General features: G+C 60.9%; 17 protein-coding genes and 1 tRNA gene. 9 read left to right on the plus strand and 9 right to left on the minus strand.

Annotation, left to right across the window (positions count from 1 at the left end; genetic code table 11):
* The first annotated feature begins 56 nt into the window (after window positions 1-56).
* The gene (phbB, locus tag O4G74_RS00955) at window positions 57-782 is read left to right on the plus strand and encodes an acetoacetyl-CoA reductase (RefSeq protein WP_269400804.1); all 726 of its coding nucleotides are present in this window, start codon (window positions 57-59) and stop codon (window positions 780-782) included.
* On the opposite strand, the gene O4G74_RS00960 is transcribed toward phbB, so the two are convergent.
* Window positions 779-1558, minus strand: coding sequence for a thermonuclease family protein (locus tag O4G74_RS00960; protein ID WP_269400805.1), 780 nt, complete (start codon window positions 1556-1558; stop codon window positions 779-781). The two genes, phbB and O4G74_RS00960, sit on opposite strands and share 4 nt — an antisense overlap.
* Before the next feature lie 50 nt (window positions 1559-1608).
* On the opposite strand from O4G74_RS00960, the gene O4G74_RS00965 reads away from it, so the two are divergent.
* Window positions 1609-1685: transfer RNA gene (locus tag O4G74_RS00965), tRNA-Arg, on the plus strand.
* 43 nt (window positions 1686-1728) lie between these two features.
* Here O4G74_RS00965 and O4G74_RS00970 read toward each other — a convergent pair.
* Complete coding sequence (locus tag O4G74_RS00970) at window positions 1729-2964, minus strand: aminotransferase class V-fold PLP-dependent enzyme (RefSeq protein ID WP_269400806.1); 1236 nt, start codon at window positions 2962-2964, stop codon at window positions 1729-1731.
* A 284-nt stretch (window positions 2965-3248) separates the two neighbouring features.
* Here O4G74_RS00970 and O4G74_RS00975 point away from each other — a divergent pair, with 284 nt between their 5' ends.
* Window positions 3249-4043, plus strand: coding sequence for an alpha/beta hydrolase (locus O4G74_RS00975; RefSeq protein WP_269400807.1), 795 nt, complete (start codon window positions 3249-3251; stop codon window positions 4041-4043).
* 22 nt (window positions 4044-4065) lie between these two features.
* On the opposite strand, the gene O4G74_RS00980 is transcribed toward O4G74_RS00975, so the two are convergent.
* Genes O4G74_RS00980 through O4G74_RS00990 form a run of 3 tightly spaced genes read right to left on the minus strand, consistent with a single transcriptional unit; the run spans window position 4066 to window position 6653 of the window.
* Window positions 4066-5019 carry an N-acyl homoserine lactonase family protein gene (locus O4G74_RS00980; RefSeq protein WP_269400808.1) on the minus strand — a complete coding sequence of 318 codons (954 nt, stop codon included), beginning with the start codon at window positions 5017-5019 and terminating at the stop codon, window positions 4066-4068.
* Between the two features lie 45 nt (window positions 5020-5064).
* Window positions 5065-5454, minus strand: a complete 390-nt coding sequence (hisI, locus tag O4G74_RS00985; RefSeq protein WP_269400809.1) for a phosphoribosyl-AMP cyclohydrolase — start codon at window positions 5452-5454, stop codon at window positions 5065-5067.
* On the minus strand, window positions 5454-6653 hold the full coding sequence (locus O4G74_RS00990; protein ID WP_269400810.1) for a CaiB/BaiF CoA transferase family protein: 1200 nt from the start codon (window positions 6651-6653) through the stop codon (window positions 5454-5456). The genes hisI and O4G74_RS00990 overlap by 1 nt, the downstream gene beginning before the upstream one ends.
* A 38-nt stretch (window positions 6654-6691) precedes the next feature.
* Here O4G74_RS00990 and O4G74_RS00995 point away from each other — a divergent pair, with 38 nt between their 5' ends.
* The 4 genes from O4G74_RS00995 (at window position 6692) to O4G74_RS01010 (ending at window position 9930) form a co-directional block, all read left to right on the plus strand.
* On the plus strand, window positions 6692-7243 hold the full coding sequence (locus tag O4G74_RS00995; RefSeq protein ID WP_269400811.1) for a DUF421 domain-containing protein: 552 nt from the start codon (window positions 6692-6694) through the stop codon (window positions 7241-7243).
* Between the two features lie 54 nt (window positions 7244-7297).
* Entirely contained in the window at window positions 7298-8116 is an 819-nt protein-coding gene (locus tag O4G74_RS01000) for an enoyl-CoA hydratase (RefSeq protein ID WP_269400812.1), read from the plus strand.
* 15 nt (window positions 8117-8131) lie between these two features.
* Window positions 8132-9028 (plus strand): hydroxymethylglutaryl-CoA lyase, encoded by an 897-nt coding sequence (locus tag O4G74_RS01005; protein WP_269400813.1) that lies wholly within the window; start codon window positions 8132-8134, stop codon window positions 9026-9028.
* 107 nt (window positions 9029-9135) lie between these two features.
* Window positions 9136-9930, plus strand: coding sequence for an SDR family NAD(P)-dependent oxidoreductase (locus O4G74_RS01010; protein WP_269400814.1), 795 nt, complete (start codon window positions 9136-9138; stop codon window positions 9928-9930).
* An 83-nt stretch (window positions 9931-10013) separates the two neighbouring features.
* Here the strand turns inward: O4G74_RS01010 and O4G74_RS01015 are convergent, their stop codons facing one another.
* Window positions 10014-10454: a cupin domain-containing protein gene (locus tag O4G74_RS01015; protein ID WP_269400815.1), complete on the minus strand. Its 441-nt coding sequence runs from the start codon at window positions 10452-10454 to the stop codon at window positions 10014-10016.
* Window positions 10455-10456: 2 nt separating this feature from the next.
* Window positions 10457-11218 carry a hydroxyacylglutathione hydrolase gene (gloB, locus tag O4G74_RS01020; RefSeq protein ID WP_269400816.1) on the minus strand — a complete coding sequence of 254 codons (762 nt, stop codon included), beginning with the start codon at window positions 11216-11218 and terminating at the stop codon, window positions 10457-10459.
* A gap of 43 nt (window positions 11219-11261) precedes the next feature.
* Here gloB and O4G74_RS01025 point away from each other — a divergent pair, with 43 nt between their 5' ends.
* Both O4G74_RS01025 and O4G74_RS01030 read left to right on the plus strand, forming a co-directional pair.
* Window positions 11262-12080 carry a class I SAM-dependent methyltransferase gene (locus O4G74_RS01025; RefSeq protein ID WP_269400817.1) on the plus strand — a complete coding sequence of 273 codons (819 nt, stop codon included), beginning with the start codon at window positions 11262-11264 and terminating at the stop codon, window positions 12078-12080.
* Between the two features lie 21 nt (window positions 12081-12101).
* On the plus strand, window positions 12102-12446 hold the full coding sequence (locus O4G74_RS01030; protein WP_119379642.1) for a P-II family nitrogen regulator: 345 nt from the start codon (window positions 12102-12104) through the stop codon (window positions 12444-12446).
* Window positions 12447-12504: 58 nt separating this feature from the next.
* Here the strand turns inward: O4G74_RS01030 and O4G74_RS01035 are convergent, their stop codons facing one another.
* Window positions 12505-13107 carry a methionine biosynthesis protein MetW gene (locus O4G74_RS01035; protein WP_269400818.1) on the minus strand — a complete coding sequence of 201 codons (603 nt, stop codon included), beginning with the start codon at window positions 13105-13107 and terminating at the stop codon, window positions 12505-12507.
* Between the two features lie 2 nt (window positions 13108-13109).
* Entirely contained in the window at window positions 13110-14246 is a 1137-nt protein-coding gene (gene metX / locus O4G74_RS01040) for a homoserine O-acetyltransferase MetX (protein WP_269400819.1), read from the minus strand.
* Between the last annotated feature and the right edge of the window lie 56 nt (window positions 14247-14302).

Below are 14302 nucleotides of genomic sequence, written 5' to 3' on the forward strand. Positions count from 1 at the left end.
CAAGTTGAGCAGACGCAACAAAATTTTTTGCTGCGCAACACGCCTGGAGGAGAGATATGGCAAAAGTCGCACTGGTAACAGGTGGCACGAGAGGAATCGGACGCGCGATCAGCGAACGGTTAAAAGCAGACGGCTTCGCAGTCGCAGCAAATTTTACTGGCAATGTGGACGCAGCCCGCCAATGCGAGGAAGAGCTCGGCATCAAATGCTACAAGTTCGACGTCGCTAGCTTTGAGAGCACGCAAGAAGGCCTCAAGCAGATCGAGAGCGAGCTTGGCCCTGTCGATGTCGTCGTGAACAATGCGGGCATCACGCGTGATGCGCCGTTCCACAAGATGACACTGGAACAGTGGAATGAGGTTATCAGCGTCGACCTGACCTCTGCCTTCAACGTGACCCGTCAGGTCTGGGATGGCATGCGTGAGCGCAATTGGGGCCGCATCATCAACATCTCGTCGATCAACGGCCAGAAGGGCCAGTTCGGTCAGGCGAACTATTCAGCCGCCAAGGCCGGGCTCATCGGCTTTACCAAGGCACTCGCGCAGGAAGGCGCCAAGAAGGGCATTACCGTTAATGTGGTCGCCCCTGGCTATATCGACACGGACATGGTCCGCGCCGTGCCGGAGAAGGTGCTGGAAAGCATCATTGGAACCATCCCTGTCGGCCGCCTCGGCAAGGCAGAGGAGATCGCATCCATGTGTTCCTACCTTTCCAAAGACGAAGCCGCCTTCATCACCGGCGCAACCATGACGGTGAACGGCGCGCAATACATCGCGGGCTAGTCGCCCGGCGATTGCGCCGCGAAATGGAGCGGGTGGACGAGATCAAGGCGTCCACCCGACACCCATCCCCGAAACTCCCCCACTGTTCCCGCCGGCAGATCGCAAAGGGCTTCCGCGCCTCTCGCAATGTCGATGACAAGCGCTCGATCCGCCGTTGAGCGGGCGCAGGCCGGGCGTGCGCCATAGTTTTCTGCCGGAACGGGTGCCTCGCTGCCGAGCTCTGCCAGTACAATGAGAAAGCCGCGCGTCTCCCGCTCTATCGCGCGTGCCTGTAGAGGCAGATAAGCAGCCTCTTGCCACAGTCCCAGCTCTTCGCTGCGTGCCTCGCGTTCAGCCTGGACGAGCGCGTCGCTGCCCGCAGAGGTGTCAGGATAGACACGAAGGCGGGCACCGCCCCGGCGCAGCATTTCCTCATTCAACCAGAAGCGCGGGCCCTTGGCATCGACCGTCTCGACATGCGCCAGCGCGCGATCGTACCGGTCGCGTGTCAGGCCCGGATAGTAGAGGCGAACTTCCCGCCCCATGACCATATCTTCCAGCATTCGGGACGCGTCTTCTGCGAAAGGGTCAGGGTCATTGTCACGCCAGTTCATCGCAGGCGCTTCAAGGCCGACGAGACGCACGCTCTGTCCGGTATCAAGGACCAGCGCGTCGCCATCGATGATACGCACCACGCGGCCGCGCTCCCCCGGCTGCATCTGCGATAGCGGATCCGTGTTGCCACACGCCGTAACGATGAGGAGCGCAGCTGCCACATGTGCCAGTCCCTTCCGCATCGCCACCCCTTCTAACACAGCCAAAAACGCGTTATCGCCAGAATCCGCGCGACCCCGTAGCTCAGCAGGATAGAGCAACAGATTCCTAATCTGTAGGTCACAGGTTCAAATCCTGTCGGGGTCGCCAATTCAGCGCTTACGTTTTGAGGTGTCTGACGCGGAACGCGGCCTCAGGTGACGGCAGCGCGCTCGCGGTATTCTTCCTTGTCCCAGCTTTCCGTCTCGAGGATGTCTGCTAGCGCGTCCATTGCATCCCAGACGTCGACAAAGCGCAGGAAGAGCGGCGACAGACCGAAGCGGATCGTGTCGGGGGCGCGGAAATCGGCGAGAATATTGCGCGCGGCGAGCGCCCGGACGATTTCGTGCGCATGCGGATGGCTGAAGCTGACATGGCCGCCGCGATCCTTGCCCGGGAGCGGTGAGCACACAGTAAGGCCAATATCGCGCGCGCGCTTCGTCACAAGGTCACCCAGCGCCCGGGCCTTTGCTGCCACGAGCGAGATGTCCAGTGCCTCGAAGGCTTCAAGGGCGCCTGAGAGGGCTGCAAGCGACAGGATAGGCGGCGTGCCGTTGGCGAAGCGGGTAATATCTTCTGCCGGGGTGTATTCCGGATCGAAGTTGAACGGGCTGGCATGGCCCATCCAGCCTGGCATCGGGCTTTCGAGCTTTTCGATCAGATCTTTTTCGACGTAAAGGAATGACGGCGCGCCCGGGCCACCATTCAGATATTTGTAGGTGCACCCTGTGGCAAGCCATGCGCCTGCCTTGTTCAGCGCGACCTCAATCACGCCTGTTGCATGGCTGAGGTCCCAGATGATGAGGCCGCCAGCTTTCCGAGCGAGCTTTTCCTCCGCAGCCATGTCACGGCGCTCAGCGTTTCGATAGTTGACGAGACTGCGGATGAGGACGCCGCCGGTTTCCTGCATGGCAGCGATGCCCCGACCTGCCTCCACCCGCCGGAATTCAGCGTCCTGAAGCGTTGAGAGGGCTTCGGCAATGTATTGATCTGTCGGAAACTCGTCTTCTTCGATGATGAGGGTAGCCGATGCTGGCAGACCCGCGGAGAGCGCCGCAGATGCGAGCTTGAAGATATTCGCAGAGACACTGTCAGCGATCATGACTTCCTGCTGGCGCGCGCCGACCAGGCGGGCAAGCTGCGCCCCTGTCGCCTTGGCAAGCGCGAACCAGCCGGCGCTATTCCATGACCGCACCAATCCGCGGCGCCAGTCATACTTGGCCGCCTGGTGCAGCGCATCGAGCGCATTGTGCGTGGCCGGGCCAAGCGAATGCCCCACCAGATAGATCAGGCCGCCTTCCACATCGAAAGCTTCGCGCGCATGGGCGAGGATGTCGTGCCGGTCGCTGGCAATCGCGCTATCGCGGCTGGAGGGGCACTTGTAGATCATCAGACATTAACCCTTATGGGCCCATTCGGTTCTCTTGCCATTGCGCGGCTTGGCGGGCAGATCAATGGAGATTCAGCTGTTGGAGCAAGCCTTTGCGTATTCAATCCCAACTTTGCGCAGCTGCGCTCCTGCTTGCTGCTTGCGCTGACGATACTCATCCAGCTGATAGCGTCGCGGAACTGAATGAGGACAGCGCTATAGCAGAAACTGGAGCGACGGCGGTAGCGGAAGAGTCACTCTTGACGTGGAGCGACCTGCTGGGACGTCCGCTCCCACAGCCGGATATGTCCGTCACGACAGGTCCCGGCGCAACTGACATCGTCGATGTCTGGATACCAGTTGGCGAAAGCCCGTTCCCGACTGTCCTGATGATCCATGGCGGTTGCTGGCAAAAGGAAATCGCTGACCGGACGCTGATGAATTATGCCGCCGATGCCCTTCGCAATGAAGGCCTGGCTGTCTGGAACATCGAATATCGCGGCGTCGACGAGGCGGGTGGCGGGTATCCGGGGACTTTCCTGGATGTGGCCCGCGCCGTTGATGCCCTGAAAGACAAGGGTCCGGCGCTCGGTCTTGATACCTCAAACGTTGTGGCGACCGGCCATTCAGCTGGCGGACACCTCGCCCTCTGGGCAGCGGCGCGGCCAAATATTGCTGAGCAAAGCCCTCTTTACGAAGACGCGCCCTTCTTACCGGAGGCCGTCATGAATATCGGTGGCCTCGCCGACCTCGAAGCCTCCGCGCCCGTCACAGAGGCTGGCTGCCTTTCCGACATCATGGACTTGCTGACGGGTCCCTCATCCACTGGCCGTGTAGACGCCTTTTCTGACACGTCACCGGCAGCCCTATTGCCGCTTGGTGTCCGTCAGATAATCGTGAACAGCGCGCGCGACAGGATCGCGCCGCCGCAACTCGGACAGGGCTATACCGCGAAAGCAACAGCGGCCGGTGACGATGCTGAATATATTGAGGTTCCCGGCGGGCATGTCGAACTTGTCGCGCCCGGCACACCGGCTTTTGACCGGCAGGTGCAGATCCTGAAAGGTCTGCTCGGCCTTGATACCGGAAGCGCCGAATAGACGCTTCCGGCGAAAGCCAAAACTAGCGCATCACGTCCGGAAGATCGTTCGTATCTGCCGGCTCATGCTGAATGATGACACGGGCGCCAAGCTCTTCTGCCCGCGCTTCGAACGCTGCGATGGATGCGCGCGTCTCTTCGACATCGGTATTGAATGCCGGGACCCTTTCACCTTCGCGGCTTTCCTCGCGGTGATAGAGATCACCCGTCAGAAAGACAGGACCGGTCTCCGGCAGGTTCACAAGAAGCGAAGCGTGGCCAGGCGTGTGGCCCGGCGTTTCCATGATGATCACAGCGCCGTCGCCGAACACGTCGTGATTGTCGCCAATCGTCTCGCGCGTCAGGTTTTCGAACGCCGGGAACTGGCTTTCTGACTGGCCCTCGGCTTGGCTTTCAGCACCAGCTTCAGGAAACATGAAATTGTACTCGGCCTCATTGACGAGCCAGGTGGTGGAAGCGTCGATATCGCCTGCCTGACCGACATGATCAAAATGGCTATGAGAAATGGAAACCATTTCCACGTCCGACATGCCGAGGCCCATTCCGATCAGCTGATCGGAAATCGTTTTCTCCAGCGATACGGTGAAGACGTCCTGCGTCTGCTCACCGGCCTCGACCAGTTCGCCCGGAAGCCCGAGATCCCAGAGAAGGTCGCCGTCCGGATGGCGGACCAGCCAGCACGTGTCGGTGAATGTGTCGGTCTGGCCGGCATAGTCACCCTCGACCGAGAAGATATAGAGATCAGAGACATAGATCGTTCCGCAATCGAGCTTGATCAGCTGAAGCTCTTCGGCAGGTTCAAACGCCATTGCGTAGGAAGGCGTTTCACCAGTTGCCGCGTCAGTGGCCGCATCATCGGATGTCTCGCCCTCCGCCGGAGGGATCGGCGTGGTTTCATCGCCGTTTGGCTCTGCCGGAGAGCAGGCGCTCATGGCCAGAGCGAGTACGCCAAGCGAAATAAGTGGCAGGTTCTTCATTGATCCAAGTCCCCGTTAAACAGCCGTTTCGCCAATCTAGACGGGCTAGTCAGCGAAAGATAGCGCTCCATCGGGAGAGACCTTGCGGTAGAAGCAGGATTTCCGGTCAGTGTGACATGCAGGCCCCTTCTGGCTCACCTTAAGAAGGAGCGTATCCTGGTCGCAGTCGATAAGGATTTCGTCGACGGACTGTGTATTGCCGGACGTTTCACCTTTGCGCCACAGCTTGCCACGCGAGCGCGAGAAATAGGTCGCTTCGCCAGTCTCGACTGTCTGGCGGAGCGCCTCTTCGTTCATCCAGGCCATCATAAGCACTTCGCCCGTCGCGCTATCCTGCGCCACCGCGGGGATCAGACCATCAGAATTGAATTTCGGCCGCAGCTCTTTCGCTTCGTCCTGTTCAGAGCCGGAAAGCGGGGGTTTCAGGTTCATCATCAGATGACTCCCTTATTGCGCAGGCGCGCCTGTTCTGACGCGTCAACGCCGAGGGTTGAGAGGATAGTCGCTGTGTCAGCGCCGAGCGCCGGTCCTGCGTGATCGACACGGCCCGGAGTGTCGGAAAGCTTTGGGAAGACGCCCTGCATGGGCACCTCGCCGAGCATGGGGTGAGCAACGCGGATGATCGCCTCACGCGCCTTTATGTGCGCGTCTTCCAGCATGTCGCGGGCCGTGTTGACCGGGCCGCAGGGGACAGCGTTGGTTTCGCACTGGGCAAGGACGTCCGCCACGGTATGTTCCCCGGTCCAGGCGGCGATCTTCTCATCCAGCTCAAGCTGGTTGTCGCCGCGCGCATCATGGGTCGCGTAGCGCGGATCATCGGCCCAGTCGGCACCGATCATTTCTGCCAGCCGCCGGAAAAGCGTGTCCTGATTGGCCCCGATGATGACCATTCCGTCTGCGCATGGATAGACACCGGATGGGGCGACGCGCGGCAGGATCGGGCCGGTGCGTTCTCTTGTATGGCCTGCGAGCGCATATTCAGGAATGATGCTTTCGATGAAGGCCATGACGCTTTCATAGATGGCGGCGTCGACGACCTGCCCCTTGCCGGTTTTCTCACGGGAAAAGAGCGCCATCATCGTCCCGAGCGCAGCGAATGTCCCCGTCATCGTGTCGCCGAGGGACACACCGGCGCGCGCTGGCAGGCGGTCCGGTTCGCCGATCATGTAGCGAAGCCCGCCCTTGGCCTCACCGACGCTGGCATAGCCTGCCTTGGCGCTTTCGGGGCCGGTCTGGCCATAGCCGGAGATACGCGCGATCACGAGGCGGGGGTTGAGAGCGTGGAGCACGTCCGGGCCAAGGCCCCAGCGCTCCAGCGTGCCGGGACGGAAGTTTTCCACCAGCACGTCTGCGGTTTCGGCGAGCTGTTTGAGGATGGTCTGGCCCTCAGAGGTGCGAAGGTTCAGCGTCAGCGACTTCTTGTTGCGAGCGATGATGGGCCAGAAAAGGCTCTGGCCGTCCTTCTTGGCCGCGCCCCAGCCGCGGGCCGGGTCAGGCGCATCCGGGGCTTCGACCTTGATGATTTCGGCGCCGAAATCGCCAAGCAGCTGCGCGCAGAACGGGCCGGCGATGAGCTGGCCAAGCTCAATGACGCGCAGGCCAGCGAGCGGGGCGGGAACTGAAGTGTCAGGCATGCGCTCTGTTTGGATCAATGATGGGGAGGGCGCAAGCCATGATGGACTGGATTGCAACGAGCTGGTCGGCGGTGGGCATGGTGCTTCTGGGCGGCCTTGGCATGTATGCCACTGTCGTCCTGCTGACACGCATCTTCGGACTGCGCAGTTTCTCGAAAATGAGTGGCTTCGACTTTGCCGTCACTGTGGCGACCGGGTCGATCCTGGCGGCTATTTTCATCGCCAAGGATCCACCTCTGCTACAGGGCATGGCGGCCATGATCATCCTGTTCGCAATGCAGGCCGCCGTCGCAGAATTGCGAAAGCGCTTCAGTTTCGTGCAGATGATTGTCGACAACCAACCGCGGCTGATCATGTGGGGCGGCGAAATCGACGAAAAACAGATGCTGAAAGCAAAGATCACGCGCGCTGATCTGATCGCGAAACTGCGCGAAGCCAACGTCACCCGGTTTGAGCAGATACACGCCGTCGTCGCTGAGACCACTGGGGACATCTCGGTCCTGCATGGGCCTCCCGAAGAAATGCTTGAATTAAGACTTCTGGACGGTGTCATAGGCGCTGAGCGTTTGACGAACGTGACAAGCAATTGACTTGAGGCCTCGTGTCTGTCCGGTATCACGCCAGAAAAACAAGGGAGATACAGGATGAGCGCACCAGAAGAGATCAAGACAACAAGCGAAAACGGCGTTCTCACGATCAGTCTGAACCGGCCAGACAGGCTGAATGCCTGGACGCCGAAAATGGCGAGCGAGGTCGAGCAGGCGGTCCGCGCGGCGGGGGAGGATGATGCGGTCCGCGTCATAGTGATCACCGGCGAAGGGCGCGGTTTCTGCGCAGGCGCAGACATGCAGGGACTGCAAGGTATACAGTCCGGCGGCGGCGAAGCGCCGGAGGCCGAAGCGCCCGCCCACAAGGACGGCATCGAGCAGCTTTATCCTGGACGGTTCGGCTATCTCTATGCCTGCCCAAAGCCAATTATCGCCGCGATCAACGGGCCTTGCGCGGGCATCGGCCTGATCTTCGCGCTCTATGCCGATCTTCGTTTTGCCAACGAAGTCGCCAAATTCACGACCGCCTTTGCCCAGCGCGGGCTGATCGCAGAACATGGGATTGCCTGGCTATTGCCGCGCCTCATCGGTGAGGCGAATGCGCTGGACCTGCTGTTTACGGCGCGCAAGTTCGATGGGCGCGAGGCTGCGCAGATGGGGCTCGTCAATGCGGCCCTGCCCGGCGGCGATCTCCAGGCGCATGTCGACGGCGTTGCGCAGCATCTCGCGACCCAGGTCTCGCCCCGCTCTGTCGCCATCATGAAGCGCCAGATCCGCGAATCCTATTTCCAGGACTTCGCAGCCAGTCTTGAAGTTGCCGACGAGGAGATGAAGAACAGCTTCTCGGCCTTTGACTTCAAGGAAGGCGTCGCCAGCTTTGTCGAGAAGCGTGCCCCTGCCTTTCAGGGGCGATAGGAACAGGACCCTTTGATGACCAGACGTATCGACATCGTGGAGGTCGGCCCCCGCGACGGCCTTCAGAACGATCCCGGCAATCTGACGACGGCGCAGAAACTGGAATTCATCACACGGCTGGAAGAGGCAGGCGTGCGCCGGATGGAGTCTGGCAGTTTTGTCTCGCCAAAGGCCGTGCCCAAGATGGCGGACTCGACAGAGGTCTTCGCTGGCGTCGATCGATCAAAGCCAACCCGGCACATCGCGCTGGCCCTGAATGAGAAAGGCGTGCGCCGTGCCATCGACGCGAAAGCTGACGAGATCAATTTCGTCCTTGTGGCTGGCGAAGGTTTCGGGAAACGCAATCAGGGCATGAGCCCAAGCGAGAGCGCCGACATGCTGATGCAGTGTGCGCCGCTCATCCATGAGGCCGGCATTCCACTGTCGGCGACCATTTCTGTGGCCTTCGGTGACCCGTATGACGGCGAAGTCAATCCGCTTGTTGTCGGCAACCTCGCGGCCCGTGCGCAACGCGCTGGCGTCGGCGAACTCGCCCTTGGCGACACGATCGGTGTGGCGACACCCTGGCAGGTGAGGTCGCTGATCGAGCGGGTGACCATGGAAGCGCCCGATGTCTTCCTGCGCATGCACTTTCATGACACGCGCGGCGCGGCGCTTGCCAATGTCGCGGCGGCTGTCGATGCTGGGGTCGACGTTATCGATGCAAGCTGCGGCGGGATTGGCGGCTGTCCATTCGCCCCAGCTGCGACTGGAAATGTCGCGACCGAGGACGTCGTCTACATGCTCGAGCGCGCTGGTTTCGAGACGGGTCTCGACCTCGGCAAGCTGATCGAGACAGCGAAATGGCTGGAAACCGTGCTCGGTCACGACGTGAGTTCCAGCTTGAGCAAAGCTGGTGGTTTCCCGAGCTGAGGCGACAGGCCATCTGTCCCTGCGTCAGACTTGCAGTGCGCCGCAATCGCTGAACAGACTTCCCTCCAAGCCGCATCTGCAAACGCGGCAATCGAGGGAGAAACACCATGGCAAACAGGTTTGAAGGCCGTGTGGTCTGTATCACTGGCGCGGCGAAGGGGATCGGCCGTCAGGCTGCACTGAGTTTCGCAGCAGAAGGCGCAATAATCGTAGCGACTGATATCGAAGCGGACGCCGGAAAGGCCCTCGTCGCTGAGATCGAGGGCTCGGGCGGTCAGGCAAACTTCATAAGCCACGACGTCACCTCTGAAGATGCCTGGCGGAATGTCATTGGCAATATCCGCAGCCAGCACGGCAAACTCGACATCCTAATCAACAATGCAGGGATCGGTATGACGGGCCTTGTCCATGAGATGGACTATGACCTCTGGCGCAAGATGATGGCCGTAAATGTCGACGGTGTCTTTCTTGGCGTGAAGTACGCCCTGCCGCTGATGCGTGAAGCGGGCATCGGTAACATCATAAACGTCTCATCTGTGGCAGGCATCCGCTCGACGGCAAACTTCTCTTGCTATTGTGCAACAAAGGCCGCGGTGAAGAGCTTTACCAAATCAGTCGCACTTGAATGCGCCGAAGCGAAAGATGGCATCCGTGTCAATTCCATCCATCCCGGCATCATCTCAACCGCGATCTGGGACACGCTGATCGGGACCGAGGAGAGCACGTCGAGCAACATGCCACGCGACGCGACGCTTGCTGGCATGACCGGCGAGGCCGTGCCTTTCGGGCGCACAGGCACAATTCAGGAAATCGTCAATGGCATGCTGTTCCTCGCCTCAGACGAGAGCAGCTATATGCACGGCGCGGAACTGGTTCTGGATGGCGGCCTGACGGCTGGATAACGTCCAACTGCGCTGGGGGACTCCTCCCCCGTTTACGGGGGAGGTGCCGGCAGGCGGGGGAGGAAAGAAGCCGAAAGCTCTTCCTAGACCTTCGGGCGCCAGGTCTCCGGCGCCATTTCGAAGCCTGCAAAGTCAAACCCCGGCGCGACGAAACAACTGACCAGGGTCCACGCACCAAGCGTTTCGGCGGTCTGCCAGTGATCTTTTGGCACGACGAGTTGCGGGCGCTGGCCCGCGCGAAGATCAGGACCGAGCTTGTAAGGTGTCGCCCCGACACCGTCCGGCGGCGACAGCGTCAGCGCAAGCGGCCCGCCCGCGTGCCAGGCCCACACCTCGTCAGCATCGACGCGGTGCCAGGCTGAGACTTCGTCTGCCTGCAGCAGATAATAGATTGTGGTGCAGGCCGCACGCCCCTCGCCCTCAGAGCGGTACATCTCTGCATAGTGACCGCCCTCAGGATGCGGCTTCAGGCCGAGGAGCCTGATAATCTCATTGGCGCCGAGGTCGCCGGACAGGGCTGACATGGTCAGAAGCTGTCCTTGCGCGCGCGGATTTCCGCAAAAGTCGCGACTGGGTCGCCCGCATGGCCCATGGCGGCCTGCAGTTCGGCATCGTCTGCCCGCAGGAACGGGTTGGCCTCAAGCTCTCGCGAGAGAACGGTCGGGACGGTCCAGTCACCGCGCTGGCGCTTCATCTCGACTTCCTGCGCATAAGAGACCAGCGCAGGATTGGACGGATCAACGCTGAGCGCAAAGCGGGCATTCGCCTGCGTATACTCATGTGCGCAGTAGATGACGGTTTCGGCTGGTAGCGATTTGAGGCGCGACAGGCTCGCCCACATCATCTTGGCATCGCCCTCAAAGACACGGCCACAACCCAACGCGAAGAGCGCATCACCGACGAAGGCCGTCCGCGCCTCTGGTACGTGGTAAGCGATGTGACCAAGCGTGTGGCCAGGCACATCAACAATCACGACCTCCATATCACCCAGCCGGACCGTGTCGCCGCCTGACAGATGCTGGTCGATGCCTGGGATTTTCTCCGCCTCGCCGGCAGGACCAAGGATGCGGCAGCCCGTTGCTTTCTTGATCAGCTCATTGCCGCCAGCGTGGTCTGGATGCCAGTGCGTGTTCCAGATCTCGTTTATGGTCCAGCCAAGGGTCTCGGCCTCAGCCAGGTATTTTTCTCCGTCTGGCGTGTCGATAGCCACGGTCATGCCGGATTTGGTGTCGTGCGCAAGAAAGCCGTAATTGTCTTTCAGGCATGGAAACTGGTGAATTTCGATCATGCCCCCATTTAAGACCAAAGGCAGATTGTGAAACAAGGCCTGTATGAGACAGCGCGCGCGCGACCTTGAGAATTTTTACGCCTCCAGCCTTGGAGAGACGGCCTGCTATCTGCTGCTCCGGCGGCTGAACGACCTGTGGGGCGACTGCGCAAACCAGTCCGTTCTCGGGATGGGATATGCGCATCCGTTGCTGGCAGGACTGTCGCTGACGGCAAAATCAACGGTCGCGGTCACACCACACCTCGGTGAGGCAAGCTACTGGGCTGGAACCGACCGCGGCGTGTCAGCCTGCATTTCTGAAGAAGACCGCCTGCCCTTCGCGGATGGATCTTTCGACCGGGTGATCCTGCTGCATGCCGTCGAAGAGGCCGAAAGCCCGCGCGCCGTCATGCGTGAGGCATGGCGGGTGCTGGCGCCTGAAGGCCGCGCCCTCATCATCGTTGCCAACCGCAAGGGGCTCTGGTCGTTGAGCGAAGGCACACCGTTCGGGCATGGCCGCCCTTGGACGCGCCGTCAGCTTATACAGTGGCTGAACGATCACCTGTTCCAGGTGACCGCCAGTACGACAGCGCTTCACCTGCCGCCGATCGACTGGCGCTTCCTCACCCATGCAGCCGATGGATTTGAGAATTTCGGCGGGTTTGCCGTGCCGGGACTGGGCGGCGCGGTCATGGTCGAGGCGATCAAGCATCTTTATGCAAAACCCGGCAGCGGGGCCGCTGCACCCGTCACAGGACTGGCAACCGGGCGCAAAGGTGTGGCACAGTTGCCTAGAAATGAGGCAGCACGTTCCAACGGCCAGAAAGTCGAAATTTCTCACGTTGACCGACCCGTCACGTCACGCTTTCATCACAAATGTTGAACAATGGGAGGCTCTGGGGCCATGAAACTTATTACCGCGATCTTCAAACCAAGCAGGCTTGATGCTGTCATCGACGCATTGAGCGAAGTTGGCGTTGCCGGTCTGACAGTCTCCGAAGTCCGTGGCTACGGACGCCAACAGGGCAAGACCGAAGTCTATCGCGGCGCGGAGTACGAAGTCCGCCTCCTGCCAAAGGTCAAAGTCGAAGTTGCCTGCGCGACAGGCGATGTCGACCGTCTGGTCGAAGCTGTGATCAGCGCGGCGAACACCGGCACCATCGGTGACGGCAAGATTTTCGTCTCCGGCCTGGACAGCGTGACCCGCATCCGGACGGGCGAAAAGAACGAGCAGGCGCTCGGCGGCTAGCGCCTGCCTCCCAATCCATGTTGAACGACCGGCAGCACAAAACGTGCCTGCCGGTTTTTCATATCCGCTTCAGATGAAGGATGACCTCGTCTGCGCCCCAGTTAAGGCGCTTGAGCCCCTTGTTGCGGAACGCGCCGACTTCCCCGCCCCGCACAGGCGCCACCGCGACGCAGGCAAGGCCAAGGCGGGCCGCGAGTTCGATCATGTCCAGAGCTGTTACAGGCAGCAGAACACCATCCTCATGCGCAAGACCGGGGGCGGGCATGCGGCCCTGACGAATGAGCGTGAGCCTTCGGCTCCACAAACCGTAATTGCGGAACGATACGATGACTTCTGGTGCGATGCGCGCCAACTCTCCAAGGACACGGGCCGGGCGGCGCATCTGCTGGACAGCCTGAGACAGGATCGCGACCTCGAAACTGTCATCGGGAAAAAGTTCCAGATCGCTATCGGCATCGCCCTGAATGACAGACAGACCACGCGCCATCGCGATGCCAGCGGTCTCGCTGGAAAGCTCCAGTCCGCGGGCATCGACACTACGCGTCGATTTCAGAAGGTCCAGCAGCGCCCCATCTCCGCAGCCGACATCAAGCACACGAGCGCCCTGGCGTACGCGCCGCGCAATCGCTTCATGGTCCGGGCGGACTGTTCGTTGCTCCACCACTAGATGCCCCTCAGCTCAGCACTCGAAGACAGGAACCCTTCCAGCGCCCTCTCATAGATCGGTTCTTCCAGCAGGAAGGCGTCATGGCCCTTGTCGGACTGGATATCGAGATAGCTCACTTCTGCACCCGCCGCGATGAGAGCGCGGGTAATCTCGCGGTTTGCCTCTGGCGGATAGTGCCAGTCAGAGGAGAAGGAGAAAACGCAAAAGCGGACCGGCGTATCCCTGAAGACGTCTGCAAGCCGCCCCTCACTACGCGATGAAAGGTCGAAATAGTCCATCGCCCGCGTGACATAGAGGTACGAGTTGGCATCGAACCGGTCGACGAAGGAATGGCCCTGATAGCGCAGATAGGACTCCACCTGGAAATCTGCGTCGAAACTGAAGCTGGTCTTCTCGCGGTCCTGCAGGCCACGGTCGAACTTCCGCTTCAGCGCGCCCTCGGAAACATAGGTGATGTGCGCCGCCATACGGGCGATGGCAAGCCCGCGCGAGGGGCGCTTGCCTTGCGCCAGGTAGTTTCCCTCACACCAGTCCGGATCGGCCATGATGGCCTGACGACCGACTTCGTAGAAGGCGATATTCTGGGCAGAATGGCGGGCCGAAGTGGCAATCGGCACGGAAGTAAAAACTTGCCCGGGTGCCTGCGCGGCCCATTCCAGCGCCTGCATGCCGCCCATAGACCCGCCGATCACCGAGAACAGGCTGTCGATGCCAAGCGCGGCTATGAAAGCGCGCTGGGCACGCACCATGTCGCCAATCGTGATGACCGGGAAACGGGTCCCGTAAGGTTTGCCGTCTGGCGCATTTGAAGCAGGCCCCGTCGTACCCATGCAGCCACCCAACACATTGGTCGCGATGACAAAATATTGGTCCGTGTCAATGGCGAGACCCGGCCCGATGACGCGCGGCCACCAGGCAGGGCGGCCGGTCACCGGGTTGGGCGATGCTGCAAACTGGTCACCTGTCAGCGCATGGCAGATCAGGATGACATTCGACCGGTCCGCGTTCGGCTCACCCCAGCTCTCATAGGCGATCTCGACATGATCGAGCGTTTCGCCGCAATCGAGCTTCAAGGGCTCTGGCAGGGTGAGCACGCGCAGGGCGCTGGTCTGTGGCGGGGCGTTGTCCGGCATGGCGCCTGAGGTGTCGGCAGGATGCGCCTCTGTCAAGCATGATTGGCGCGGTCATT

This window comes from Henriciella marina (assembly GCF_027213945.1).
GTDB classification, from domain to species: Bacteria; Pseudomonadota; Alphaproteobacteria; order Caulobacterales; family Hyphomonadaceae; genus Henriciella; species Henriciella marina_A.